This is a genomic window from Jatrophihabitans telluris (assembly GCF_023516435.1).
Lineage (GTDB): Bacteria > Actinomycetota > Actinomycetes > Mycobacteriales > Jatrophihabitantaceae > Jatrophihabitans_A > Jatrophihabitans_A telluris.
The window spans coordinates 2,939,208-2,963,763 of sequence record NZ_CP097332.1 but is presented as its reverse complement, the minus strand read 5'-3'; the positions used below and the strand labels follow the sequence as shown (position 1 = coordinate 2,963,763).

Annotated in this window: 24 protein-coding genes; 10 read left to right on the top strand and 14 right to left on the bottom strand. The window is 68.3% G+C overall.

What is annotated here, in order from left to right:
* Positions 1 to 88: 88 nt before the first annotated feature.
* Positions 89 to 1,624 (top strand): ATP-dependent DNA ligase, encoded by a 1,536-nt coding sequence (locus M6D93_RS13755; protein WP_249769869.1) that lies wholly within the window; start codon positions 89 to 91, stop codon positions 1,622 to 1,624.
* A gap of 54 nt (positions 1,625 to 1,678) precedes the next feature.
* Here M6D93_RS13755 and M6D93_RS13750 read toward each other — a convergent pair whose 3' ends face one another.
* On the bottom strand, positions 1,679 to 1,828 hold the full coding sequence (locus M6D93_RS13750; RefSeq protein ID WP_249769867.1) for a hypothetical protein: 150 nt from the start codon (positions 1,826 to 1,828) through the stop codon (positions 1,679 to 1,681).
* Between M6D93_RS13750 and M6D93_RS13745 the strand changes: the two genes are divergently transcribed.
* A complete protein-coding gene (locus M6D93_RS13745; RefSeq protein ID WP_249769866.1) occupies positions 1,827 to 2,003 on the top strand; it encodes a hypothetical protein in 177 nt (58 codons plus the stop codon). The genes M6D93_RS13750 and M6D93_RS13745 overlap by 2 nt on opposite strands.
* A gap of 45 nt (positions 2,004 to 2,048) precedes the next feature.
* Here the strand turns inward: M6D93_RS13745 and M6D93_RS13740 are convergent, their stop codons facing one another.
* Positions 2,049 to 2,507 carry a GreA/GreB family elongation factor gene (locus tag M6D93_RS13740; protein ID WP_249769865.1) on the bottom strand — a complete coding sequence of 153 codons (459 nt, stop codon included), beginning with the start codon at positions 2,505 to 2,507 and terminating at the stop codon, positions 2,049 to 2,051.
* A gap of 168 nt (positions 2,508 to 2,675) precedes the next feature.
* A complete protein-coding gene (locus M6D93_RS13735; RefSeq protein WP_249769864.1) occupies positions 2,676 to 3,308 on the bottom strand; it encodes a UdgX family uracil-DNA binding protein in 633 nt (210 codons plus the stop codon).
* Between M6D93_RS13735 and ku the strand changes: the two genes are divergently transcribed.
* Positions 3,307 to 4,401, top strand: coding sequence for a non-homologous end joining protein Ku (gene ku / locus M6D93_RS13730; RefSeq protein WP_249769863.1), 1,095 nt, complete (start codon positions 3,307 to 3,309; stop codon positions 4,399 to 4,401). The genes M6D93_RS13735 and ku overlap by 2 nt on opposite strands.
* An 8-nt stretch (positions 4,402 to 4,409) precedes the next feature.
* Here the strand turns inward: ku and M6D93_RS13725 are convergent, their stop codons facing one another.
* The 7 genes from M6D93_RS13725 to M6D93_RS13695 form a co-directional block, all read right to left on the bottom strand.
* The gene (locus M6D93_RS13725; RefSeq protein ID WP_249769862.1) at positions 4,410 to 5,729 is read right to left on the bottom strand and encodes a dihydrolipoamide acetyltransferase family protein; all 1,320 of its coding nucleotides are present in this window, start codon (positions 5,727 to 5,729) and stop codon (positions 4,410 to 4,412) included.
* Entirely contained in the window at positions 5,729 to 6,826 is a 1,098-nt protein-coding gene (locus M6D93_RS13720; protein ID WP_249769861.1) for an alpha-ketoacid dehydrogenase subunit beta, read from the bottom strand. The genes M6D93_RS13725 and M6D93_RS13720 overlap by 1 nt, the downstream gene beginning before the upstream one ends.
* Positions 6,823 to 7,947 (bottom strand): pyruvate dehydrogenase (acetyl-transferring) E1 component subunit alpha, encoded by a 1,125-nt coding sequence (gene pdhA, locus M6D93_RS13715; RefSeq protein ID WP_249769860.1) that lies wholly within the window; start codon positions 7,945 to 7,947, stop codon positions 6,823 to 6,825. The genes M6D93_RS13720 and pdhA overlap by 4 nt, the downstream gene beginning before the upstream one ends.
* A 180-nt stretch (positions 7,948 to 8,127) precedes the next feature.
* Positions 8,128 to 8,757 carry a TetR/AcrR family transcriptional regulator gene (locus tag M6D93_RS13710; RefSeq protein WP_347343650.1) on the bottom strand — a complete coding sequence of 210 codons (630 nt, stop codon included), beginning with the start codon at positions 8,755 to 8,757 and terminating at the stop codon, positions 8,128 to 8,130.
* 14 nt (positions 8,758 to 8,771) lie between these two features.
* Positions 8,772 to 9,188, bottom strand: a complete 417-nt coding sequence (gene paaI / locus M6D93_RS13705; protein WP_347343649.1) for a hydroxyphenylacetyl-CoA thioesterase PaaI — start codon at positions 9,186 to 9,188, stop codon at positions 8,772 to 8,774.
* A 126-nt stretch (positions 9,189 to 9,314) separates the two neighbouring features.
* Entirely contained in the window at positions 9,315 to 10,301 is a 987-nt protein-coding gene (locus M6D93_RS13700; RefSeq protein ID WP_249769855.1) for a Kiwa anti-phage protein KwaB-like domain-containing protein, read from the bottom strand.
* Positions 10,298 to 10,816 (bottom strand): hypothetical protein, encoded by a 519-nt coding sequence (locus M6D93_RS13695; RefSeq protein ID WP_249769853.1) that lies wholly within the window; start codon positions 10,814 to 10,816, stop codon positions 10,298 to 10,300. Before M6D93_RS13695 ends, M6D93_RS13700 begins: the two co-directional genes overlap by 4 nt.
* A 167-nt stretch (positions 10,817 to 10,983) precedes the next feature.
* Here M6D93_RS13695 and M6D93_RS13690 point away from each other — a divergent pair, with 167 nt between their 5' ends.
* Positions 10,984 to 11,718 (top strand): beta-phosphoglucomutase family hydrolase, encoded by a 735-nt coding sequence (locus M6D93_RS13690; protein ID WP_249769851.1) that lies wholly within the window; start codon positions 10,984 to 10,986, stop codon positions 11,716 to 11,718.
* A 3-nt stretch (positions 11,719 to 11,721) separates the two neighbouring features.
* Positions 11,722 to 14,091, top strand: coding sequence for a glycoside hydrolase family 65 protein (locus M6D93_RS13685; RefSeq protein ID WP_249769849.1), 2,370 nt, complete (start codon positions 11,722 to 11,724; stop codon positions 14,089 to 14,091).
* A gap of 97 nt (positions 14,092 to 14,188) precedes the next feature.
* On the opposite strand, the gene M6D93_RS13680 is transcribed toward M6D93_RS13685, so the two are convergent.
* Complete coding sequence (locus tag M6D93_RS13680) at positions 14,189 to 15,781, bottom strand: methyl-accepting chemotaxis protein (RefSeq protein WP_249769847.1); 1,593 nt, start codon at positions 15,779 to 15,781, stop codon at positions 14,189 to 14,191.
* A 73-nt stretch (positions 15,782 to 15,854) separates the two neighbouring features.
* Between M6D93_RS13680 and M6D93_RS13675 the strand changes: the two genes are divergently transcribed.
* Complete coding sequence (locus M6D93_RS13675) at positions 15,855 to 16,673, top strand: exodeoxyribonuclease III (protein WP_249769845.1); 819 nt, start codon at positions 15,855 to 15,857, stop codon at positions 16,671 to 16,673.
* A gap of 36 nt (positions 16,674 to 16,709) precedes the next feature.
* Positions 16,710 to 18,158: a glucose-6-phosphate dehydrogenase gene (locus M6D93_RS13670; protein ID WP_249769843.1), complete on the top strand. Its 1,449-nt coding sequence runs from the start codon at positions 16,710 to 16,712 to the stop codon at positions 18,156 to 18,158.
* A gap of 39 nt (positions 18,159 to 18,197) precedes the next feature.
* Here the strand turns inward: M6D93_RS13670 and M6D93_RS13665 are convergent, their stop codons facing one another.
* Positions 18,198 to 18,557 (bottom strand): winged helix-turn-helix transcriptional regulator, encoded by a 360-nt coding sequence (locus tag M6D93_RS13665; RefSeq protein WP_249769842.1) that lies wholly within the window; start codon positions 18,555 to 18,557, stop codon positions 18,198 to 18,200.
* Positions 18,558 to 18,659: 102 nt separating this feature from the next.
* On the opposite strand from M6D93_RS13665, the gene M6D93_RS13660 reads away from it, so the two are divergent.
* The gene (locus tag M6D93_RS13660; protein WP_249769840.1) at positions 18,660 to 19,313 is read left to right on the top strand and encodes an FMN-dependent NADH-azoreductase; all 654 of its coding nucleotides are present in this window, start codon (positions 18,660 to 18,662) and stop codon (positions 19,311 to 19,313) included.
* 225 nt (positions 19,314 to 19,538) lie between these two features.
* The gene (locus tag M6D93_RS13655; RefSeq protein WP_249769839.1) at positions 19,539 to 20,243 is read left to right on the top strand and encodes a GAF and ANTAR domain-containing protein; all 705 of its coding nucleotides are present in this window, start codon (positions 19,539 to 19,541) and stop codon (positions 20,241 to 20,243) included.
* 91 nt (positions 20,244 to 20,334) lie between these two features.
* On the opposite strand, the gene htpX is transcribed toward M6D93_RS13655, so the two are convergent.
* Both htpX and M6D93_RS13645 read right to left on the bottom strand, forming a co-directional pair.
* Complete coding sequence (htpX, locus tag M6D93_RS13650; protein WP_249769838.1) at positions 20,335 to 21,180, bottom strand: zinc metalloprotease HtpX; 846 nt, start codon at positions 21,178 to 21,180, stop codon at positions 20,335 to 20,337.
* A gap of 116 nt (positions 21,181 to 21,296) precedes the next feature.
* Positions 21,297 to 22,583, bottom strand: a complete 1,287-nt coding sequence (locus tag M6D93_RS13645) for a hypothetical protein (protein ID WP_249769837.1) — start codon at positions 22,581 to 22,583, stop codon at positions 21,297 to 21,299.
* A 266-nt stretch (positions 22,584 to 22,849) separates the two neighbouring features.
* Here M6D93_RS13645 and M6D93_RS13640 point away from each other — a divergent pair, with 266 nt between their 5' ends.
* Positions 22,850 to 24,544 carry a methyl-accepting chemotaxis protein gene (locus M6D93_RS13640; protein WP_249769836.1) on the top strand — a complete coding sequence of 565 codons (1,695 nt, stop codon included), beginning with the start codon at positions 22,850 to 22,852 and terminating at the stop codon, positions 24,542 to 24,544.
* Positions 24,545 to 24,556: the final 12 nt, after the last annotated feature.

Here is a 24,556-nt window from a genome sequence, read left to right as displayed (position 1 = left end):
TAGGACGACCTGTTGGCCGCGGCCAGCGCGCAGTGCCTCGACCGCCCGGTGGCCTTGTTCTGTCAGAGGTAACTGGCAGTCTTGTCGCATGATGCTCGCAGACCTCGCCGCGACCTCGGACCAGCTCGGCGCGACCGCCGCTCGCAGCAGCAAGGTCGCGATGCTCGTGGGGCTGCTCGGTCGGGCCTCGCCCGACGAGATCGGCGTCGTCGTCTCCTGGCTGTCGGGGGAACTCACTCAGGGCCAGATCGGGGTGGGCTACGCGGCCTTGCGCGCGCTGCCGACGCCGGCTGTCCTGTCCAGCATGGACGTCCTCGGCGTGCAGTCGGCCTTCGACGAGCTCGGCGGCACCGCCGGTGCGGGTTCACAGTCCCGGCGCCGGGCCCTGCTCGAGGACCTGTTCGGCGCGGCAACGGCGGTCGAGCAGGCGTTCCTGCGAAGGTTGCTCAGCGGCGATCTTCGCCAGGGCGCGCTCATCGGGGTGATGACCGACGCGGTGGCCAAGGCATCCTCGGTCCCACTGACCGACCTGCGTCGTGCCGCGATGCTCAGCGGAAACCTTGCCGAAGTGGCGCGGCGGGTTCGGGTCGAGGGCGCTGAGTCGCTGCGGGAGATCGGCCTGCGGGTGGGGCGGCCGGTCGGCCCGATGCTCGCGAGCAGTGTCGCCGATCCCCTTGCCGCGCTGGACAAACTCGGCGGCGACGCGGCGTTCGAGTGGAAGCTGGACGGGGCCCGGGTGCAGATTCATCGGCACGGTGCCGAGGTCGGATTGTTCACCCGCAGCCTGGACGACGTGACCGCCCGGATGCCCGAGGTCGTCGAGGCCATCCGGGCACTGCCGGTGCACGATCTGGTCGCCGACGGCGAGGTCATCAGCCTGCGCGAGGACGGTCGCCCGAATCCGTTTCAGGTGACGGCCTCTCGCTTCGGCACCCGACGAGCCGCGGCAGGTCAGGCGGACGTGCCGCTCACGGCCTTCCTGTTCGACCTGCTGCATCTGGACGGCCGCGACCTGCTCGACGAGCCGGGTCAGGTGCGCTACGAGGCGTTGGCCTCGATCGTGCCGGATCAATATCGGGTTCCGCGCCTGGTGACCTCGGATGCGGCGGCAGCGGGTCGCTTCCTCGCCGACGCGCTGGCCCGCGGTCACGAAGGCGTGATGGCGAAGTCGCTGACCGCGCCGTACGAGGCGGGCCGACGGGGTGCGGGCTGGCTGAAGATCAAACCCGTCCATACGCTCGACCTTGTCGTGCTTGCTGTCGAGTGGGGTTCCGGGCGACGCAAGGGCTGGCTGTCCAACATTCACCTCGGCGCTCGCGAACCGGACTCGGGCCGTTTCGTCATGTTGGGAAAGACGTTCAAGGGCATGACTGACGAGATGCTGGCCTGGCAGACACAGCGTTTCACTCAGCTGGCTACCGGACCGATGGATCAGTGGGTCGTGCCGGTGCGCCCCGAGCAGGTGGTCGAGATCGCCTTCGACGGCATTCAACGGTCCACGCGCTATCCGGGCGGCGTTGCTTTGCGTTTCGCCCGCGTTCTTCGTTACCGCGACGACAAGAGCGCTGAGGAGGCCGACACCGTCGCCGCGGTGCGTGCCTTCCTGCCCGCGCAAGGCACCTGAGACGACAACGGCCCGGTTCCTCAGGAACCGGGCCGTAGCGAATGTCTGCCGAACTCAGAAGGCCGCCAGAATCTCGGCCAGTTCTTGCCGGGCGGCTTCCCGGATCTCGGCGACCGGCCGCCCGATCGTGAGTTGCCGGGTAAGGACTGTGGCAATCGTTTGATCGCTCAAGTAGGGCCCGAACTCCGTCTTCAATGTGGCCATGATCATCGCTGAGGCCTGGCGGACGTCCTCTGACGGCGTGAGCACCCTCAAGGTCTGCGGCGACCGGATGGCGATCGTGGGTCTGGGCAATGACGTTGTCATAACGCGCAGCCTCCTTGATGTGCTCGCAGCGGGGGAACGGGGCTGGCTCTTCGCGGCGGTGACAGCAGAATAGTTGCCCGTCCGTAAAACCCGAATACGCCGTGCCCGTCGACTGTTCTCAGCTGGCTTCTGCGGTCTCGATCCCGTCCACAGCGATGAGCCGCACCTTGATCTCATGGCCACTGTCTGATCGATAGGCGATCAGTTCGCCCGGATTTGCCGCCTGCAGGGCGCGGCCGAGGGGCGAGGACGTGGTGATGACATCGAGGTCGGGATCGCTGATCGCGTACGGGCTGAGCAGGAAGGTCTCGGTACCGCCGTCGGCGTCGAAGGAGAGCGTCACCCGGACCACTTCGGCCGTGTTCGGACGCTGCTGCTGCAGTTCCAGCTCCGCGATCCTGGCCAGCAGATCCTCGATCCGGATCGCGGCGTCGACGTTGGTGGAGCGGTCCACCGGGTCACCCGAGGTCGACGGTGGTTCCAGCTCGCTGCGTAGCGTCGCCAGCTCCGACCGCATGGACGCCAGCCGGCGGGCCAGCACCTCCGAGAGCGTGGTCGCGTTCTTGTCTACAGTCATCAATGCCTCGTTGTCTGCCATATCGTGTCAACCCGTGCGGCCGTTCGTGGTTTCGGTGCAGCCATCCGGAAGCGTCGAGAGTAGAGGTCGCCGGTGTGGCTCGCCAGCAACAACCACCAGGGTTTACCCAGAATTTCCCATGATTGTCGGCAACTTCCTCGACGAGCCTCAGATTTCGGCCCAGGCGCGGGCCAGATCGTCGACCAGCCCCTGGCGCGTGATCCGTCGCCGGCCGTCGGGGGCCCGCAGCACTGCCGAGGGATGAATCGTTGCGAAGAAGGCTGACGTAGGGCCCGCGGGGACGTCCTCGGGCCAGTCCAGGGTCTGACCGCGGTGCTTGGTCAGCGCGAATGCGGGTCCGAGGATCGAGGTGGCCGCGACCGATCCGAGCGCTACCACGACCCGTGGCCGCAGAACGGTCAACTCCGCCAGCAACCAGGGCCGGCACGCCATCGCCTGCGTCCGCGTCGGGGTCTGATGGAGCCGGCGACTGCTGCCCTCGGCCGACCGCCAGCGGAAGTGTTTGACCACGTTGGTGAACCAGACGCGACGGTCATCGATGCCGGCCTCGGCGAGAACCTCGCGCAAGAGCTTGCCGGCGGGCCCGACGAACGGATGGCCCTGGCGATCCTCGATGTCCCCGGGCTGCTCGCCGACCAGCACCATCCGGGCTCTCGCCGGTCCTTGACCGAACACGGTCTGCTGGGCGTCGGCGTACAACTCGCAGCCTCGGCAGCCGGTCGAGGCCTGCCGGAGTTCGATCAGCGCCTTGCCGGGGGTGAGGCCGTCGACCGCCGGCATGAACTCTGTCGCTCCGGGGCGCTGCGGCGAGCTCGCGGTGACCATGCATCCTAGGATGCACCTGGCAGCGGACAACCCGCTCCCGCGACTGCGGGTGTTGAAGGGACCGGGCATGGCACGAGCGATCTGGACCGGGGTCCTCAGTTTCGGACTGGTGTCGGTACCCGTCGGCCTGTACAGCGCCACGGCACCGCACGAGGTGTCCTTCCATCAGTTCCAACGGGGCACGTCGGACCGCATCCGCTACAAGCGAGTGAACGAACGCACCGGCCGCGAGGTGGACTTCGACAAGATCGTCAAGGGAGCCGATACCGGCGGCGGCCATTACGTGATGCTCGAGCAGGACGAACTGGACTCGGTAGCGCCCGGACGCTCGCGGTCCCTGGACATCCAGACCTTCGTCGACCTCGACGAGATCGATCCCATCTACTTCGACAAGACCTATTACCTCGCCCCCCACGACAAGGAGACCGCCAAGACCTATGCCCTGCTGCGCGACGCAATGGCCAAGAGCAACCGCGCCGCGATCGGCACATTCGTCATGCGGGGCAAGCAATACCTGACTACCGTCCGGTCCGACGGTGATCTGTTGGTGCTGGAAACGATGTTCTTCGCCGACGAAGTCCGTGACCCGAAGCGGGAACTGGACACCGTCCCCGGCGCGGTGAAGTTCGGCGCCCAGGAACTGAAGATGGCCGAGCAGCTGATCTCGTCGATGACCGACGCGTGGGATCCGGCCGCCTACCGGGACTCCTACACCGATCGCGTGAACGAACTGATCAGGGCCAAGGGAAAGGACGAACAGTACGAGGTCGCCGACGAGGCGCCCGAGGCAACCAACGTCATCGACCTGCTGTCGGCCCTGCAGCGCAGCGTGGACGCCGCCAATTCCCGCAGGTCTGCGAAGTCAACCAAGGCCACCAATTCACCCAAGGCTGTCGGGAGGAAGGTGCCGGCGAAGAAGGCTGTCGCGAAGAAGGCTGTCGGGAAGCAGGCTGTTGCGAAGCAGGCTGTCGCGAAGCAGGCTGTCGCGAAGAAGGCTGTCGCGAAGAAGGCTGTCGCGAAAAAGGCGCCGGCGAAGAAGGCGAGCTGACGATCGAATCAGAGGTGGCGCAGGGCGCGCACCGGCGACTCGACGCAGTCGGCCACGAACCTGAGGAACCCGCCCGCGGTTCCACCGTCGCACACGCGGTGGTCGAAGGCCAGGGTCAACTGGGTCACCTTGCGTGGCACCACGGCCGCATTGACCACCCACGGACGATCGATGATCCGACCGATGCCGAGGATCGCCACCTCAGGGTGATTGATGATCGCGGCCGAACCGTCCACCCCGAAAACCCCGTAGTTGTTGATGGTGAAGGTGCCCCCGGTGAGTTCGTGGGTGGTGAGCCGACCGTCGCGAGCGCGGTGGGTCAGCTCGTTGAAGGCCGCACACAGTTCCTCCAACGAGTGCGTGTGCGCATCGGCCACCACCGGCACCAGCAGGCCTCGATCTGTCTGCGCGGCGAAGCCGAGCTGCACCGCCGGCCCCATGACGATCTCGTCGCCCTCGACTCGCGCGTTCAGTTCGGGATAGCGGCGCAGGCCCAGGATGGTCAGACGCGCCAGCAGCGCAAGCACGCTGATCTTGGGTGCGTGCTCGTCGCTGTTCAGCTCGGCACGCAGGTCCAGCAACGCGGTGGCGTCCACGTCGACCCACACCGTGGCCTCGGGGATCTCCCGTCGGGAGCGGCTGAGCTTGTCGGCGACGGCCTTGCGAACGCCCCGGATCGGAATGCGCGCCACCCCCGCGGCCGAATCGTCGACGGCGCGGGCCGGTACGAGCGACTCCGCGGCGCTGTGTCCCGGCTCGTGGTGGGCCGGGGGCCGGGACCGGATGGCGAGATCCACATCGCGGCGGGTGATCAGGCCCTCCGGACCGGTCCCGGACAACCGCCCGAGGTCAAGACCCGATTCGCGCGCGAGCCGGCGAACCAACGGTGACACCACGGTGACCACCTGCTCAGGCGAGCTCGGCGGGGCCGGGACGCTGGGCGGGGCCGGGACGCTGGGCGGGGCCGGGACGCTGGGCGGGGCCGGGACGCTGGGCGGGGCCGGGACCGTTGCGGCGACCGGCCGGCGACGGCGCCGCGGTCCCGCTTCTGATGTGCCGTAGCCGATAAGCACGTTGCCGCTCCCGGACGTGGCCGGCTCCGTCACCGCCAACAGGATGCTGCCGACCGGTATGACCTCGCCGACCTCACCGTTGAGGGTGGTGACGGTTCCGGCGTACGGGACGGGCACCTCCACCACCGCCTTCGCCGTTTCCAGCTCGACGACCGGTTGATCGACGACCACGGTGTCGCCCACGCTCACCAGCCACCGGACGATTTCGGCCTCGGTGAGACCTTCCCCCAGATCGGGGAGTCGGAACTCGGCCATCAGCGGCCGGCCCACGAGTCGAGGCCCGAGCCCGATTCGGTCAGCGGGGCGGATTCGGCCCATTGAAGGCGGTCGATGGTGTCCAGAATCCGGTCCACACTCGGCAGGAAGTGCTCCTCCAGCTTGGGCGGCGGGTAGGGAATGTCGTAGCCGGTGACTCGCAGAATCGGTGCGTGCAGATAGTGGAAACACTGCTCGGTCAGACGAGCGGCCACCTCGGCACCGTAGCCGGAGAACCGGCTGGCCTCGTGGACCACGATCGCCCGACCCGTCCGACGCACCGAGGCGACAACCGTGGCGTCGTCGAACGGCGACAACGAACGGAGGTCGACGACCTCGATGCTGCGACCCTCCTCGGCGGCGGCGTCGGCGGCATCCAGTGCGGTGGCCACGGTCCCGCCGTAGCAGATCAGGGTCACGTCGGACCCGCTCCGCAGGATCGCCGCCTGGTCCAGCGCGGGCCCGTCCGTGGACAGCGCCAGCGTTTCCTTCGACCAGTAACGGCGTTTCGGCTCCAGGAAGATAACCGGGTCCGGGCAGGCGATCGCCTGACGCAGCAGCCGGTAGGCGTCGCCGGGGCTCGACGGTGTGACCACCCGCAGACCGGGGGTGTGGGTGTAGTACGCCTCGGAGGAATCGCAGTGATGCTCGACGCCTCCGATCCCGCCGCCGTACGGGATCCTGACGACGATCGGCAGCTGGATCCGACCCTGGGTGCGGTTGCGCAGTTTGGCCAGGTGACTGGTGATCTGCTCGAACGCCGGATATGCAAACGCGTCGAACTGCATCTCCACGACCGGGCGCAGGCCGTTCATGGCCATCCCGATCGCGGTGCCCACGATTCCCGCCTCGGCCAGCGGTGTGTCGAAGACCCGTGCCTCGCCGAAGCGGGCAGCGAGCCCGTCGGTGACTCGGAAGACGCCGCCCAGCGTGCCGACGTCCTCACCGAAGACCAGGACGGTCTCGTCCTCGGCCAGAGCATCGGCCAGCGCGTGGTTCAGCGCACCCGCGAGCGTGATCGTCTGGCTGGTCGCCGACGGTCCACCGGAGGGCTCGGCGCCGGCTTCGCGAGCGGTGCGGTCGGCGATCGCGGTCATGAGGGCTCCTGCCCGGTGGACTCGGCCAGCAGCTCGGCTCTGAGTTCGTCGCGCTGGGCGGCTAGGTGGGGCGGGGTTATCGCGAGGACGTGCTCGAACAGGGACTCGGGGTCGAGGTCGGTGTCGATGTTCATGCGCCGCCGCAGCTCGGCCGACTGCGCCTCGGCCTCGTCGTCGAGCGCGGAAAGGCTTTTTTCATCAAGCAGTTCTCGATCGGACAGGTAACGCTGCAGTCGCGTGAGCGGGTCGCGAGCGCGCCATGCCTCGACCTCGGCCCGGTCGCGGTATCGGTTGGCGTCGTCGGCGTTGGTATGCGCTTCGATGCGGTAGGTCAGCGCCTCGATGAGGGTGGGACCGTGGCCCTGGGCGGCAGCCGCGACCGCCGCGGACACAACCGAGTACACGGCAGCCGCGTCGTTGCCGTCGAGGAGGACCGACGGCATGCCGTACCCGATGCCTTTGGTGGCCAGAGATGGCGCCGCGCTCTGCTTGGCCAGCGGCACACTGATCGCGTAGCCGTTGTTCTGGACGAAGAACACCGTGGGCGCCTTCCAGACCGCCGCGAAGTTCAGCGCTTCGTGCGTATCGCCTTCGCTGGTTGCGCCGTCGCCGAGCATGACCAGGGCGACCTCGTCGTCGCCCTTGAGTGTGGCGGCATGGGCGAAGCCCACCGCGTGCAGGGAATTAGTCGCCAGGGGAGTGCATTGGGGCGCGACGCGATGGCGGTACGGGTCGTAACCGCAGTGCCAGTCGCCACGTAGCAGGGTCAGGACTTCGACCGGGTCCACGCCGCGGGCCACGATGGCCATCGAGTCGCGATAGGTCGGAAAGAGCCAGTCCTGCTCTCGCAGCGCCGCGACGGCGCCGATCTCGCTGGCCTCCTGGCCGTGGGCGGACGGATAGACGGCCAGACGGCCCTGCTTGGTGAGGGCGGTGGCCTGCGCGTCGAAGCGGCGAGCAAGGACGATGCGCCGGTGCAGATCGACCAGCACGCTGTCGGCGGGCATCGTCAGCGAGGAGTCGGGATTGACCGTGCCATCCGGGCGTAACAGCTGGAGGGGCTGCTCGGTCGGCAGAAAAGGAGCGAACGATGTCGTCGCCGGCGGGGGCGCAATAGTCATGCAGAGCTCCCTCTGTCTGGACGAGTAGGCATGATTGTGCCGCCGTTCCGCACTTACCGTCCATGGTGCGCGTCAGTCGCAGGACGATTGGCCGGTCACGGGACCATTCGTCAGGCGGTCGTCCAGTCGCAAGGGCTTTCATGCCCGGACATCTGGACAGCTGGAACGGGCCGCTCAAGCTCAGGCCCGGATGCCGGCGAAGGCCATGGTCACTATCGCCTCGCCGAGCGGCGTTGGATCGTGGCGTCCGTCGGGCTTGAGCCATTCGGTGAGTGAGTTCACCAGGCCGAAGAGCAGGCGAGCCGTCACTGCGGGGTCCAGGTCCGGGCGCAGATCACCCTCGGCGATGGCCTGGGTAACCAGATCGGCCCCGAACCGGTCGATCCGCCGGCGGCGGGCCAGGGCGTCGCGTTCGACCTCGGAGTTTCCTCGGACTCGCAGCAGCAGCGTCACGTAGGGGAGCCGGTCCACCAGCACTTCCACGCTCCGCCGCAGCAGGGTCTCGAGCCGAACTACGGCGCTGCCCTGCAGCCCGCGCGTTTGCGCGGCGGCTGACTCCAGTGCGGTCAGCGCGTGGTCGAGCGCCAAGCCGAGCAGGGCGTCCTTGCTCTCGACGTGGTGGTAGATCGCCGACTTGCTGATCCCGAGCCGTTGCGAGAGATCTTCCATGCTCGTGCCGTCGAAGCCACGTTCGATGAACACCGCGACCGACGCGTTCAGGACGGAGGTGAGGTCGTGACCGGGTCGGCCCCGCCGTCGGGGTGCGCCGCCGGCCGAGGCGAGCGCCGAAGCTGCGACGGCGGTCGGGATAGTGGGTTCGATGCTCACGGACGCGTCCCGGCTGCTGTGCCCGCGCCGGTCGAGGCGCGCCGAACCTCGGCACTGTGGCCCCGGAACTCGGCGATGACGTCATCCTCGTCGGTGCCGCGCCAGACCGTGACGTCGTAGATTCCGCTGCGTCCGAAGCGGGTTCGCAGCGAGGCCCGGGCGCTCAGCAGATCACCTAGGTGCGCCGGTGCCACGAAGGTGATTTCGCACCCGGCGGCCACGGTCACGGGGCCGAATCCGTTGCACGCGCAGGCGAAAGCCGTGTCGGCGAGGGTGAAGATCAGGCCGCCGTGGGCGATGTCGTGACCGTTGACCATGTCCGAACGCACTGTCATGCAGGTACGGGCCCATCCGTTGCCATGCTCCAGCAACTCGATACCGAGTGCCTGGGAAGCGTGGTCGGCAGCCATCATGGCCAGTACCGGATCGATCCGGTCGACGTGGTGCGGCACGGCACTCCTCGGATGGCTGATACCGAACGATCGGTCAACAATAGCGCCGAGCGTGGTGGCCGCGAACGGTTCGTCGGAGCCAGATCGTCACGACGGCAGCGCGCGCACCTTCGCGCTCGCCTCGTACTCGCGCTTGGTCAGCACCGAACGCAGGTAGTCGTCGTCGAGCAGGTTGACCAGCTTGAAGCGGTTGGCCGGGGAGGGGTCGAACACGAGGCGGGCCTGCTCGCCGCGGCCGACGACCTCGATTCCGATCGCCGGGTTGGCTCGCACGAACGCCAGCAGGCGTGGCATCGACATGGCCGCCGCATAGTCGGGATCGCTGTCCATGCTCCGCTTGATGGAGGCCATCTTCGCCATCATGGTCGGGTTGCGGGTGCAGGCCGCGCGCAGGTCGTCGAAGCGCTCGATGCGCAGGTTCACCGTGACCCGGTCGAAGGTCTCCGCGCTGGCGCGCTTGAGTTCGTCGTCGAAGCCGAAGGCGCGCTCGAAGGTGGCCTTTTTGGAGAAGAAGGCGATGTCATCGACCACGACCACGTCGAAGGTGGCTCGCATGAGCAGCACGTCGGCCGCGCTGAGCCGCTCGTACCGCCCGCCTTGCCGGATCAGCCCGAAGACCTTGTTTCGCTCGAATTGCAGCAGGCTTTCGGCCACCCGGTAGAACGTGGCGCTCGACCCGCCCGCGGTGTCCAGGCGTAGGGCGAGCATCCGCACCCGCGACGCGGCGGCCTGACCCGGATCGAACGGGTCAGCGTCCCCGGAGTCGACTGCCGTCTGGGTGGTGTCGAGAGCGCTGGCCGCCGACCGGCCCACGAAGCACGCGTAGCCGGCGGGAATCGCCATCGCGGGGCTGTACTCGATCAGCGCCGAGTCGAGCAGTTGCGCTCGGCTGGCCTCGGCGATGTCGGCGAGCGCGGCCGCGGCCTCGGGGGCGAGCGCCACCGAGTGCGGAACCAGTTCGGCCTCGCGACCTGGGACGAGCACGCTCATCCGCAGTCCCAAATCGCCCAGTGGCCCCAGTCCCGCCAGCGTGGCCAGGGCAGCGCGGGCGGCGCCAGGCGTCGGGTTGATCACGGCCTGTTCCTTTCTCGGTAGACACCGGGTTCGAGCGATACCGCCCAGAGCACCTCGGTCTGGCGCAGGTGTCGGCGGCGACAGATGACCGTGATCGGCACCTCGGTGTCGGTGACCGCGTCGAACACGTGGTAGCCCGCCAAGAGAAGTAGCGGATTGACGTAGAACACCGCGGAGCGCACGTACAGCGCGGCGATGATGACCGCGAAGGCGAGCAGAGCCAGCCGTTGACGCCGGTCACCGGCCCCGGCCGCCGCGAACGGGACGACGTAGCTGACGAAGAAGGCCATCACCTCGGTGTCACGGGAACGTGCCGAGGCCAGCCGCACCCATTCACCGGTCGAGCGGGCCGCGAGGAACCACACCACTAGCAGCGCGAGGACGCCGAGGACGGCCACCGCCGCGCACGCCACACTGGGCCAGCCGGAGCCGAAGGAGTCGAGCAGTGCGAACAGCGCCAGAAGCGGGGCATAGGAGGAGACGAACAGCACCAGACGCGTCGGTGCGGTCAGCATCGTCGGCCCCCTCCTGCAACGTGCGCCGCCGCGAACTCGATCAGCGCGACCGGTCGATTGGTCTGTCAGCAGGGTATCGACGGCCACCGACAGTTTCGGTCGAGCTAGCGTGGAGCCGGCGCTCGGGTGGATCTGCCCTCCGAAGCAGCCGAACCGAAGGGACGACGATGACCCTGGGCCTGCCCGACAGCGTGACCGCCCTGCTGTTCGACCTGGACGGAGTGCTGACCGACACCGCCTCGGTCCACGCGGCGGCCTGGAAGCACACGTTCGACGAGTTCCTCGAACGCCGCGACCCACAGCACTTCACACCTTTCGACAGTCACGCCGACTACGACGAGTATGTCGACGGCAAACCGCGCGAAGACGGTGTGCGGGACTTCCTCGCCTCACGGGGGATCACCCTCGAGGAGGGTGATCCCGACGACTCCCCGGACGCCGAGACGGTGCACGGGCTGGGCAATCGCAAGAACGAGGAGCTCACCGGACGGATCCAGCGCGACGGGGTGAAGGTGTTCGAGGGCTCTCGGCGCTACCTGCAGGCCGCCGAGCAGGCCGGGCTCAAGCGAATAGTGGTCTCCTCGAGCGCCAACACCGGGCTGGTGCTGCACGTGACCGGCCTGGACCGCCTCGTCCAGGGTCGTATAGACGGCGTCACGCTGGCGGAAAAACACATACCCGGTAAGCCCAAACCCGATTCCTATCTGGCGGGCGCCGCGCTCGCCGGCGTTGTTCCGAACCAGGCCGCGGTCTTCGAGGACGCTCTCGCCGGGGTCGAGGCCGGCCGGGCCGGTGGCTTCGGTTACGTGGTGGGCGTCGACCGCGTGGGCCAGGCCGCGGAACTGACCGAACACGGCGCGGACACCGTCGTGAAGGATCTGGCCGAACTGTTGGAGAGGTAGCCGGTGATCACCGACGAGCGATACCCGGTCGAGCCCTGGGTGATCCGCGAACTCGGCTTCGAGCTGGCGACACTGGCCCAGAGCGAATCCATTTTCGCCCTGTCCAACGGGCACATCGGCGTTCGGGGCAACCTGGACGAGGGCGATCCGAACGGACTGCCCGGCAGCTATCTGAACTCCTTCTACGAGACCCGTCCGCTTCCCTACGCCGAGGCCGGGTACGGCTATCCGGAATCCGGTCAGACCGTGGTCAACGTGACCAACGGCAAGCTCATCCGGCTGCTCGTCGACGACGAGCCCTTCGACCTGCGCTACGGCACGATCGAGCACCACGAGCGAATCCTCGACCTGCGCAAGGGATTGCTGCACCGCGTAGTGGAGTGGACCTCGCCGGCCGGGCAGGTGATCCGGGTCCGGTCGACCCGGCTGGTGTCCTTCACCCAACGAGCGATCATGGCCGTCCGGTACGAGGTCGAGGCGATCGGCGACGCGGCTCGGGTCGTCGTCCAGTCCGAACTCGTGGCCAACGAGGAGGTGCCACGGCAGTCCGGCGACCCTCGGGTCGCAGCCGCCCTGACGAGCCCTCTGGTCGCCGAGCAGCACAGCGCGTCGGGCAGTCGCTCCTCGCTCATCCACCACACCCGGACCTCGGCCCTGCGGATGGCCGCGGCCATGGACCATGTGGTGGCGGCTGACACAGATCCCGACCTGCACACCTATGTCGAGAAGGCCTTCGCCCGCACGACCGTCGGGACGCGCCTGCAACCCGGGCAGCGCCTGACCCTGACCAAGTTCGTCTCCTACGGCTGGTCGTCGCAGCGCTCGGTGGCGGCGTTGCGCGATCAGGTCGATGCCGCACTCTCGGCCGCCGTGCACACCGGCTGGGACGAACTGCTCGTCGAGCAGAGCGAGTACCTGCAGGAATTCTGGGACGGCGCCGACGTCCAGGTCGAGGGCGATGAGTCCATTCAGCAGGCGGTGCGCTTCGGGCTGTTCCACGTCCTGCAGGCCGGGGCCCGCGCCGAACAGCGCGCGATCCCGGCAAAGGGGTTGACCGGGCCTGGGTACGACGGCCACGCGTTCTGGGACACCGAGACCTACGTGCTGCCGGTGCTCGCCGCGACGGCTCCCCGCGCGGCTATGGACGCGCTGCGGTGGCGCCATTCCACAATGGACCTGGCCCTGGAGCGGGCCCGCACCCTCAACCTGCAAGGCGCGGCCTTTCCCTGGCGGACCATCCGGGGCCAGGAGTGCAGCGCGTACTGGCCGGCCGGCACCGCCGCCTTCCACATCAACGCCGATATCGCGCTGGCGGCCGACCGGCTGGTGCGCTGGACCGGCGATGACGCCTTCGCTCGCGAGTGTGCGCTGCCGTTGCTGGTGGAGACCGCACGACTATGGCGTGCGCTCGGGCACATCGGCGCCGACGGCGCGTTCCACATCGATGGCGTCACCGGCCCCGACGAATACAGCGCCATCGCCGATGACAACACCTATACCAACCTCACGGCCGCTCGGAATCTGCGCTACGCCGCCGACCTCGCGCAGCGGTGGCCCGATGAGGCGGCCGCATTGACGGTGAGTGCCGAGGAGATCGCGTCCTGGCGGCAGGCGGCCGAGGTGGTGGCGATCCCGGTCGACGCCCGGACGGGTCTGCCGGAACAGGACCGCGGCTACAACGCCCACGAGCGCTGGGATTTCGAGGCCACGGATCGCGACGGTGGTTATCCGCTGCTGCTGCACGCACCGTACTTCGACATCTACCGCAAGCAGGTCGTCAAGCAGGCCGACCTGATCCTGGCCATGCACTGGTGCGGTGACTCGTTCACGGCCGAGGACAAGGCCAGGGCGTTCGCGTATTACGAACAGATCACCGTCCGGGATTCGTCCTTGTCGGCCTGCACGCAAGCGGTCATCGCCGCCGAGGTCGGTCAGTTGGAGCTCGCCCACGAGTATCTCCGCGAGGCAGCACTGATGGATCTGCACGATCTGGAGCACAACACCCGCGACGGGGTCCACGTCGCGTCGCTGGCCGGGTCGTGGCTAGGTTTGGTCTGCGGCTACGGGGGAATGCGGGATCACGCCGGTCAGCTGAGCTTCGCGCCCCGGTTGCCGCCGGCCCTGACCGGCCTGTCGTTCACGGTGCGCTGGCAGGCGGCCAAGGTCCGCGTCACGATCGGTCCGGACGCGGCTCGCTATGTAGTGGAGGACGGGGTGGACGTGACCCTGCACCTGCACCATCACGGGCAGCCGTTCACGGTGACGTCGCAGGACCCGGTCGAACTGGCCGTCCCGCCCATCCATCCGCTCACCGATCGGCCAACCCAGCCCGCCGGCCGCGCCCCCACCCCCACCCCCACCTCCCCCTCCTAGGCTTTCGCGGCCCGAATACTCACCCACGACGGGGTTTTGCGATTATTCGGGCCGCGAAAGCCGGAGAGGAGAGGAGAGGAGACGGGAGAAGGGCGGGTTAGAGCTGGAAGCGGCCTACCAGGGACGTCAGCTCGTTGGACAGCTGCGACACCTCGGCCGCCGCGGCGCTGGCCTCGCCGACCACCGAAGCGGTTTGCTGGGTCGCTTCGGCGATGTCGGTGATCGACGCCGCGATCTGGCTGGAGCTGTCCGCGGCCGAGTTGAGCGTGCGGTTGATGTCATCGGTGGTGGAGGACTGTTCCTCGACCGCAGAAGCGATGGTCAGCTGGAACCGGTTGATGTTCTCGATGATCGAGTTGAACTCGGTGATCGCCATGACGGCCCCGGTCGTGTCGGCCTGGATGGCGTCCACACGCCGCGTGATGTCCTCGGTGGCCTTGGCCGTCTCGCGGGCCAGGTCCTTCACCTCACCGGCGACCACGGCAAAGCCCTTACCGGCATCGCCGGCCCGGGCGGCCTCGATGGTCGCGTTGAGGGCGAGCAGGTTCGTCTGCTCGGCGATAGTCGTGATGACCTTCACGACGTCGCCGATCTGCGAGGACGAGGTGCCCAACCGGGTGATCGTGGCGTTCGTGGTGTTGACGATGTCGACGGCCCGCGCGGCGGTCTGCGTGGCGTCGGCGGCGTTGCGACCGATCTCACGGATGGAGGCGGCCATCTGCTCACCGGCGCTGGCCATGGTCTGGACGTCGCTGGACACCGTCTGCGCCTCGGTGGCCACGAGCCCCGATTTGCCGGAGGCCTGCTCGACCGAGCCCGCGGCGCTGGCCGCGGCGTGGGCGAGACCGGTTGCGGCGCTGGCCAAGTTGCCGGCGTTGACCGAGACCTGGGAGAAGTCGCGCTGCAACTGCTCGGTCGCCCGATCCAGCGCGGCGGCCATGGTGCCGACCTCGTCCGTGCTCACCAAGCCGGTGCGCCGGGTCAGTTGACCCGCGGCCATGCCCTCGGCCACGGCGCCGACCCTGATGAGGTTGCCCCGGACCCGCCGGGCGACGACCAGCGCCAGGCCGAGGGAGATGAGGCTGCCGAGGACGAAGGCCAGCACGACGGTACGGACCGCGCTGTTCTGGCGGGCGTGGCTGTGCCCGTTCGTGTCGGCGACGAGTTGGTCGACAGCGGTCCGGGCGGCGGCCTCGGCCCTGCCGAGAGCGGCCATCAGAGAGTTGTACTCGGTGACGATCGCCTGACCCTCGCTCTCGCTCGTCGGCTTCTTGGCGGAGCTGTTGAAGGCCGCGAGGTTCTTCCAGGCCGTGGTGGCCGCGGCGGCGGCGGGTTCCCCACTGGTGCCGCGCAACGCGACGGTGAGGCCGGCGACCGCGTCCTGGGCGGCCTTGATGTCACCGGGCATGGCCTGCAGCCCGGCGGATGCGTAGGCCGGAATCGAACTGGCGAGGCTGTCGCCGGTCACCTTCGCGACGCTCTCCCGGAAGTCGCCCAGGGCCCGCTCACCGGCCATGGCCTGGCTGGACGCGGCGGCCGACCGGGTGCGGATCGAGTTCATGGAGGCGACGGACACCCAGGTGATGGCAGCGGCGGCGAAAAGGGCCACCCCGACCGCGGCGAGCATCTTGACCAGCAACGAGCGGTTGTCCAGGAACGAACCAAGACCGGATTTCTTCAGCGCGGACACGCAAGCCCCCCTTAGCGACTGGGTGTCCGATCGGCCACGGCGGCGGCCGGTTTAGTGATGGGAGACTGCCGTGGTGCGCATCGCTTCGTGGAACCTCAACTCGGCCAAGGCACGGCTACCCCGAATGGTGGACTGGCTCGCCGACCGGCAACCGGACGTCCTGCTCGCTCAGGAGACCAAGGCCACCGACGAGTCCTGGCCGGCGGATGCTTTCGCAGAGCTTGGATATGAGTCCGCGCACCTGGGCAACGGACGGTGGAACGGGGTGGCGATCCTGTCCCGGGTCGGCCTTGAGTCAGTCACCCGGGGCTTGGACGCCCAACCGCTGTTCGAGGACGTGGTCGAGCCCCGCGCGATCGGGGCCACCTGTGGCGGACTTCGACTGTGGTCGCTCTACGTCCCCAACGGACGGGAGGTCGGACACCTGCATTACCGCTACAAGCTCGACTTTCTGGCCGCTGTGGGCGCGCAGGCCGCCACCGAACGGGCCCGGTTCGGCGCGCACACGGGATTCGGACTGCTTGGTGACTTCAACGTCGCCCCGCACGACGACGACGTCTGGGACATCACCGCCTTCGACGGACTGACTCACGTATCGGCGCCCGAACGGCAGGCGGTGACCGCGCTGATGACCGACACCGGGGACGAGCCGCTGATCGATCTCAGCCCACGCGCGTCCGCCGATCATGATGACCTGCGCCCGCCCTACACCTTCTGGGAGATGCGCATGCTGGGCTTCGCCAAGGGACGCGGCATGCGAATCGACCTCGCGCTGGTGAATCCGGCGCTGGCGCAGCGGGTCGCGGATGTGTGGGTCGACCGTGACGCTCGCAAGGGAGCCGCACCGAAGGCACCGTCGGACCACGCCCCGCTGGTGGTCGACCTCGACTGAGCCGGCGGCGGACAGTCCGGGCGTAGCGTGTTGATCATGGCGACCGCTTCCCGTTCAACCTCCCGCCCGGCCTCGCGATCGACAGCAGCGCCAGAGCCGGGTCCGACGGTCTTCGTGCTCTTCGGGGCGACCGGTGACCTGGCCAAGCGGATGGTGCTACCCGCCTTCTACACCCTGGCCACCCGTGGCCTGCTTCCCAAGGACTGGATGTTGGTCGGCAACGGCCGGGGCGACGTCGCGCACGAGGACTTCCGGGCCCACGTCCACCAGGTGCTCACCGAGTTCGGGCCCACCCTCAAGCCTGCGGAGTGGAAGCGGTTCGCCGCGCGCTTGCGTTTCGCCGGTGGGGGATTCAACAGCGACGATCCGGGCAGCCTGCTCGACGTCATAGCCGAGGCGCGCAAAAGCGTCGGGCACAGCGCCCAGCTCGTCCATTACCTCGCGGTGCCGCCGGTTGCCTTCCCCGAACTCACCAAGGCCCTCGGCGAACACGATTTGGCCCGCGGCGCACGGGTCGTCTTCGAGAAGCCGTTCGGCACGTCGCCGGAGCAGTTCCGATCTCTGGACCGGATCGTGCACTCGGTGCTGCAGGAGGATCAGGTGTATCGGATCGATCATTTCCTGGGCAAGGAGGCAACCCAGGACTTGCACGTACTCCGATTCGCCAACGGCATCTTCGAGGCGATGTGGAACCGCGACCACATCGCTGAGGTGCAGATCGACGTCCCGGAGCGACTCGGAATCAACGATCGCGCCGGCTTCTACGACGCCACCGGGGCCGTGCTAGACATGCTGGTCACCCACCTGTTCCAAGTGGCGGCCGAGGTCGCGATGGAGCCGCCGGCCAGCCTGTCGGCCGACGATCTGCAAGCCGCGCGGGAGAAGGTCATCGGTCGCTTCCGGCGGCTGGATCCCGACGAGGTCGTCCTCGGACAGTTCGCCGGGTATCGCGACGTGCCGGGAATCGCGAGCCGTTCCCGAACGGACACCTATGTCGCGGCCACGCTGTGGATCGACAACGCACGCTGGCGCGGGGTGCCGTTCCTGCTCCGGACCGGAAAGCGGCTGGCGGCCGGCGAGCAGCGGGTGAGCCTGATCCTGCGCGCGCCGAACGGCCCGTTCGCCGGAGTCACCGGCCATTCGAACGTGCTGTCTTTCTCGCTGGCCGGCGACGGCCAGATCGACCTGTCCGTGCTGGCCAAGAAGCCCGGGCCCGGCCGCGAGCTGGATCGCGCTACGACCTCGCTTCCGTTGGGGCAGTTGGCCGGGGCGCAGCCGCTGCCGCCCTATGTGCGGCTCATCCACGACGTGCTGCTCGGGGACCGGTCCTTGTTCACGCGCCCGGACGGGCTGAGCGCGGTGTGGAAGGTGGCGACCCCGCTGCTGGAACACCGCCCGCGCCTGCACAGCTACCCGCAGGGCTCCTGGGGACCGCCGGCGGCCCGCAAGCTCGTCCCGTCCGGTCGGTGGCTGCTCGGACAGTGACTGCTCGGCCGGTGACCCTGCTCACCGTCGCGAAACGAATCAACAGTCCTTGTCGGACAGGTGTTTGCTCGCCCACGTGGCCAGCTCGTCGAGCACCGGGAGCAGGTCCAGGCCGGACGGCGACAACGAGTAGCTGACGCCGGGTGGGCGGGTATCGGTGACACAGCGCAGCACCAGGCCGGCCCGCATCAGTTCGTTGAGTCGATCGGACAGCACCGAATCGGTGATCGCGCCGACCCCGCGGCGCAGGTCTGCGAAGCCGGCCGGGCCCTTGGACAGGGTGCCGAGAATGACTCCGTTCCAGCGCTTGCCGAGAAAGTCGAAAGCGCGGGCCAGACCCGCATCACAGAGATGGACGTCCGCCGGCGTCGGGGCCTGAGTTGGGGTGTTCGACGTCACGTCGGTCATGATAGCTGGAGCTTGCCTTCCGATTGCTGCTAGTTTTCTAATAGTAGGTAGTTCCAAACTATCAACTTCTGAAAAACGCTACCGGAGGTAGACATGTCCTTGTTCCGTCTGGACGCCAGCATCCGCGTCGAGGGATCCCACAGCCGTGAGGTCGCCGACATCGTCGAGCAGGAATGGCGCGCTGCGCACCCAGAGGCGCCCGTCGTGACTCGGCACGTCGGAGTCGACCCCATCCCTGCGACGACCTGGGCGAGCGCGGTCAGCGGCTCGTGGACGCCGGCCGAGCAGCGTTCGCCCGAGCAGGCTCAGGCGGGGGCCCTGGCCGCTCAGCTGGTCGACGAACTCGTCGACGCGGACGCGCTGCTTTTCGCCGTACCCCTGTACAACTTCGGCGTCTCCCAGCACTTCAAGGCCTGGGTCGACCTCGTCATCACCGATCCTCGCCTCGCCGCCGGTGCCGACCCCATCCTCAAGGGCAAGCCCGCCGTGCTGGTGACCGTCCACGGCGGCAACTACCGCGCGGGGACGCCCCGCGAGGAATGGGACCACGCCACGAGCTGGATCCGGCGCATCCTCGGCGATGTCTGGGGCCTGGACCTCAAGGTGGTCGCGAAGGAGTTCACGTTGGTGGGCGTCAACCCGGCGCTGGACGGCTTCAAGGACGTCGCGGCCGAACTTGCCGTCGAAGCCGAGACCGAAGCACGCGAGCACGGCCGCAGCCTGGCCGGCCTGGTTTCCGTCGCCTGATCGAACGGCTGGTCGAGGCCCCGCGTCGCCCTGCGGCGGGGCGGGGTCTCGCCTCGGCCGCCGGAAGACTCCCGAGCTGGTCGGTCTGATCCTCCGCGTCGCACCAATCCGGTGGTCATTTGCGACGAAACCACCACTGCGCCCCCCGTCGATCGCATTCGCCTCCATCGGCAGGCACAATGCGATTCGGTGATGCAGACGCCAGGCGCGACGGATGGGTAGCACATGAGCACGGACAGCGCGGAAATCGTGGAGTTGTCGCGAGAATTCGGCGAGCTCGGACGCGAGTTGCGGGGACCGGGCGACAACACGGCGGCCCTGACTCGCATGGTGGAACTGGCGGTGAAGCACATCGCCCCGGTCAGCTTCGCCAGCATCACGATGCTTCGCGGGAACACCGGTTTCACCTTGGCGTCCTCGGACCCGACGGCGTCCAGAGCCGACGCGTTGCAATACGAACTCGGTGAAGGACCGTGCCTGGAATCGGCCGAGGACGACACCAACATCTTGCTCTTCGATGTCGCCTCCGAGCGCCGGTGGCCCCGGTTCACCCAGGCGCTCACCGAGCAGACGCCCATTCGCAGCGTGCTGGCGTTCCAGTTGGTGGCCCAGGAATCGGCTGCGCTCAATCTGTTCGCCGAGCAGCCGGCCGCGTTCGGCGAAGACGACATCGACATGGGAACCATCTTCGCCGCACACACCACCGGTCTGGTCGCCCTGCACGAGGTGCAGGACAAGAACACCAACCTGCAGACGGCGCTCGATACCAACCGGGAGATCGGAGCCGCCGTCGGCATCCTGATGGCCTATCGGCGTACGTCCCGCGACGAGGCCTTCACGATGCTGCGAACCGCCAGCCAGAACCTGCACCGCAAGCTGCGCGACGTCGCCGCCGATGTCGTCGAAACCGGGGCACTGCCCGGCGAGTGAGGACGCGGACTCAACAGCCCATCCGCGCCGCGGCTACGACCCCCAGCGTCCTCCCCAGGAGCCCTGGCGACCTAGCAACCCGGCATTCCCCTCAGCGGCCCGCCATCCGCTCCAGCCGCGCGATCCTCGCCTGCATGGGTGGATGGGTCGAGAACAGGCTGCGAGCCTCGCGCGCGCCGAACGGGTTGGCGATCATCATGTGGCTGGTGTTGACCAGTTTCGGGGCCGGCGGCAGCGGCAGCGCGCGGGTTCCCTGCTCGAGTTTGCGCAGCGCGTTGGCGAGTGCTAGAGGGTCCTCGGACAGCTGCGCACCGGAGGCGTCGGCCTGGTACTCCCGTGATCGGCTCACGGCGAGCTGGACCAGACTCGCGGCCAGCGGCCCGAGCACGAGCATCAGCAATGATCCCGCCGGATTGCGGTCGCGATCGTTTCCGCCGAAGAAGAACGCGAACTGTGCGATGGCAGTGATGGCCGAGGCAATGGTGCCCGCGACCGAGGAGATCAGGATGTCCCGGTTGTAGACATGACTCAGCTCGTGACCCAGCACCGCCCGCAGTTCCCGCCGGTCGAGCATGCGCAGGATGCCCGCCGTCACACACACGGCCGCGTGGTTGGGGTTTCGTCCGGTGGCGAAGGCGTTGGGCTGTTCGGTCGCCGAGATGTACAGCCGTGGCATCGGTTTGCCGGCGCGGGTCGACAGTTCCCGCACGCTCGCGTAGAGCTCGGGGGCCTCGGCCTCACCGACCTGGCGCGCCGCCATCGATCGCAGCGCCAGCCGGTCGGAGAAGAAGTAACTCCAGCCGTTCATCGCCAGGGCCAGGATCAGCCCGATGATCACGCCCTGCCGGCCGGCGATCGTCCCGCCGCCGACGATGAGGATGGCGGAGAGCAAACCGAGCAAGGCGGCCGTCTTGAGGCCGTTGGACAGGGTGCGCATGTCTGGGCAACGGATCTGATGCCGCCCGGGGTTCCCGGATTTCGCCTCCGGCGAAGGTCAGTCGGTGAGCCAGGGGAGGCGGCCGCCGGACGTGGGGCCCCGGCCGGATCGTGCGGTCACGGGGTCGTCAGCGGCGACGTGCTCAACTGGCCGTCGCTGTCGAGGAGGGTCAGCACCGCGGTGTGGCCGGCTCCGTCGTAGTTGTGACTGGAGACGTCAGCCGAGGGTGAGTCCGGGCCCGACCCGTGCTGATACGTCCCGTCGCCGTAGTCCAGTGTCCATTCCGGCCACGCTCCGTCGGAGACGTTGCTGTACGCGAAGTGCTGGGTGCTGCCATCGACGCCCCCGTCGTCGAGGGCGCTGCCCGGTGCGCAGCACAGCGACGTGGAGTCCAGCGTGATGACGTGGGTCCAGGTGTGCGCACGATCGGAGACGTAACCCCACGTGATCGTGAACGTCCCGTCCGCGGTGTAGGTGTGCTGGATGGAGAACCCGCCGTCGGGGACGGGGCCGGCGTTCGGAGCGCTGTCGGTCGTCAGATCGCCCCAGTCCACGAAAGTGCTGGTCACGTCCCCGTAGGAGGTGTCCGGGACCAGGCCGTTGACGCTGACTGTCCGGTAGGTGGCTTGGTCGGGCCCGAACTGCACCGACGCCACGTGAACCGAGGCGCCCGGCGCGTTCACGGGCAGCGTGTCCGGATTCGGCGGCGGCGGGGTCGTCGTGGTGTCGGTCGGCGTCGGTGTGGTCGTAGGGGACTCGGTGCTCGCTTGCGAGCTCGGCGAGGCGCTGTCGCTGGGGCTTGGCGTGTCGGTCGGGGTCGGCTCGGTACTCGTGGTCAGGAAGCTGGTGTCACCGGGGGGAGCAGGCGGCGGGTTGATCTCGCTGCTGACCGACGGTGAGTCGCTGGCGCGGCTGGGCCGCGACGAGGTGCTGGTGGCACTGGGCACGCTGCGGGCGAAGGTCGGCGTCCCGCTGTCACTCGGTCCGGGATCGGGGTGACCGGTCGGGGCGCTGGACACCGCCGGGCCCGGCGCGGCCAGCACGCTGGTGCTCGGCCTCGGGTGCTGGCCGAACAACGAGCTGATCGTCTGGGGCGAGAAGCCGCTGATGACCCGGGCCGAGACCACCATGATCAACACCGCCGCGAGCAGGAACGACGCGACGACGACCGCCCGGTCGGCGCCGCTGCGGTTGGCCAGCTGCGCCTTGACCCGCGCTGCCGGCGGCAGATCGATGGATCGGGCCCCGTTGGTGGCGCTGAGCGCGGGGACGTCCAGCAGCCCCGGAGGTACTTCGGTGGGCCCGGTGGGTGACTCGGCTGGGGCGCCCTGGGCCATCCGGGGCGCGCCAGAGGCACCGCTCGCACGCGGCGAACGGCGGGCGCGACCAAACATGCCCAGCACGGACCTGACCCCCGAGACGGGCACACGGCCCGCATTAGCCCACTAACACTTAAAAAAACAGTATGAAGCAGCGACGTGAGATTTGGGCGAGTTCGGAGCATCGGGACCCGCGTGTCGCCCGGGCTACACGCGGATCGAACATGGGCTGTACGCGCCGTGCCTGAGCGGTCCGGGCCGGTACGCCTTTGCCCGCCGGGTGATTCAAGTCGGGCGCCCTGAAGCCGATGAGTGCCGACGTGAGCGCACCGCCAAAATCCCGACCAATCGTGGCAATCGTCACATCCCTGTTCGCCGTGGTGATCGTGGCCGCCGTGAGCGTCTGGGGCGTCGGCCGGTTGTCCTCGGCCACCTTCGACGATCTGGAGACCCGGCAGGTCGCGCAGGACGCGCAGGGGGTCCGGCTCGCCCTTGACTACGAGATCAAGCTGCTCGCCAACTACGGCTCGACCAATGCGATCTGGGACGGGTCGTACTCCGACGTCAAGAACGGTGATCGCCAGACCTTCGCGGCCGACTTCGCCCCCTCGTCCCTGCCTGCCTCCTACGGTGTGGACGCGGTACTCGGCCTCGGACTCGACGGAACTGTTCGCGTCGGTGGCCTCGCTGGTGGTCCCGCCTACACGCCGCTGCCCTCCGAACTGGCCACCCCCGCGGTACTAAAGGGCCTGTGGAACCCCCAGGCCAAGTCGGGCAAGAGCACCTGCGGAGTTCTGGCGGCACAGGCTTTCCCTTATCTGTACTGCGGATTCGGTGCCTATCCCAGCTCGGGCACGGGCAACCCGGCCGGTGGTCTGGTCTTCCTCAGCGCCCTCAACCCGGCCAAACTCAGCAGGCTCAGCCAGCAGTTGTCGCTGGGTCTGAGCGTGGCGGCATCGGCGCCCGGGGAGGTCGCGCAGCGGTCATCGCTCAACAGCAGCATCGGGACCCTGGCGGTCGCGGTCAGCTTCACCAGCGGCAGCAGGACCGCCATGGACATCACCATCCCCGCCGGCTCGGGACAGAGCGTCACCCTGCAGGCCGGCCTGGCCCGGCCGATTCACAGCGCCGCCGGGCATCTCAGTCACCAGCTGCTGGGCTATGCCCTGGTCGCGGCTGTGCTGGCGGTTGCCGCTGCGGTGGCCTTCGCCGGGCGCGCAGTGCGCCGCAAGATCCGTCCGTTGCGCGAGACCACCGAACAGATCATGGCCAGCGGGGACCACCGGCTGCGGATCGATTCGAAGGCTCGGGGGGACATCGGAGCGCTGGCCGGAGCAATTGATTCGATGCTGGACGCACTCTCGGACCGGGAACTGGCGCTGCAACGGGAACATCAGCAACGCGAGCAGGAATTGCAGGACTCGGCCGAGCAGCAGCAGCGAGCCGAGGCCGCCGTCCGGGGCAAGGCCCAGCAGCGGCTGGTCCAAACCGCCGAGTCGGTATTGACCGAACTGGACGAGGTGCTGGCCCAGGCCGGTCACGTCAGCGCGTCCGCCGGCATCATCGATTCCCGGGTCGAGCACACCGAAGCGGTCACCGAATCCTTTGTGACACAGGCCAATCGCGCAGGACAAGTGGTCGGCGAGCTGACCGAGAGCCTGCGCCACGTCCGTGGCGTTTCCGAGCTGATCGCCTCAGTGGCCGCCCAGACCAACCTGCTTGCCCTCAACGCCACCATCGAGGCCGCGCGGGCCGGTTCGGCCGGTGACGGCTTTCGCGTCGTCGCCTCCGAGGTCAAGGAACTGGCCACCACCACGGCCCGCTCCACCACTCAGATCGCCGAAACAATCAGCCGACTCGAGGCCCAGGCCGAGGCGATGTCGGGTGTGATCGCGGAAATGGGGGGCGGCATCTCGGACATCGAGCGGGCCAGCGCCGAGGTCAGCGAGGTGACCGCCCAGCAGCGGGCGTCGGCCGAACAGTTGGGCAGTGCGGTCCAGGACGCGATCGGGCGAATCTCGACGCTCACACGAACCGAACTCTGAGGACTGGGTAAG

Coding starts and splice junctions, on each gene's coding strand:
- M6D93_RS13695 (WP_249769853.1), bottom strand. CDS start 10,816: ATGCTGACCGCACCGACGCGTCTGGTGCTGTTCGTCTCCTCCTATGCC.
- M6D93_RS13755 (WP_249769869.1), top strand. CDS start 89: ATGATGCTCGCAGACCTCGCCGCGACCTCGGACCAGCTCGGCGCGACC.
- paaI (WP_347343649.1), bottom strand. CDS start 9,188: ATGATGGCTGCCGACCACGCTTCCCAGGCACTCGGTATCGAGTTGCTG.
- M6D93_RS13745 (WP_249769866.1), top strand. CDS start 1,827: ATGATCATCGCTGAGGCCTGGCGGACGTCCTCTGACGGCGTGAGCACC.
- M6D93_RS13655 (WP_249769839.1), top strand. CDS start 19,539: ATGAGCACGGACAGCGCGGAAATCGTGGAGTTGTCGCGAGAATTCGGC.
- htpX (WP_249769838.1), bottom strand. CDS start 21,180: ATGCGCACCCTGTCCAACGGCCTCAAGACGGCCGCCTTGCTCGGTTTG.
- M6D93_RS13740 (WP_249769865.1), bottom strand. CDS start 2,507: ATGACTGTAGACAAGAACGCGACCACGCTCTCGGAGGTGCTGGCCCGC.
- M6D93_RS13690 (WP_249769851.1), top strand. CDS start 10,984: ATGACCCTGGGCCTGCCCGACAGCGTGACCGCCCTGCTGTTCGACCTG.
- M6D93_RS13670 (WP_249769843.1), top strand. CDS start 16,710: ATGGCGACCGCTTCCCGTTCAACCTCCCGCCCGGCCTCGCGATCGACA.
- M6D93_RS13660 (WP_249769840.1), top strand. CDS start 18,660: ATGTCCTTGTTCCGTCTGGACGCCAGCATCCGCGTCGAGGGATCCCAC.
- M6D93_RS13750 (WP_249769867.1), bottom strand. CDS start 1,828: ATGGCCACATTGAAGACGGAGTTCGGGCCCTACTTGAGCGATCAAACG.
- M6D93_RS13735 (WP_249769864.1), bottom strand. CDS start 3,308: ATGCCGGCGGTCGACGGCCTCACCCCCGGCAAGGCGCTGATCGAACTC.
- ku (WP_249769863.1), top strand. CDS start 3,307: ATGAACTCTGTCGCTCCGGGGCGCTGCGGCGAGCTCGCGGTGACCATG.
- pdhA (WP_249769860.1), bottom strand. CDS start 7,947: ATGACTATTGCGCCCCCGCCGGCGACGACATCGTTCGCTCCTTTTCTG.
- M6D93_RS13720 (WP_249769861.1), bottom strand. CDS start 6,826: ATGACCGCGATCGCCGACCGCACCGCTCGCGAAGCCGGCGCCGAGCCC.
- M6D93_RS13725 (WP_249769862.1), bottom strand. CDS start 5,729: ATGGCCGAGTTCCGACTCCCCGATCTGGGGGAAGGTCTCACCGAGGCC.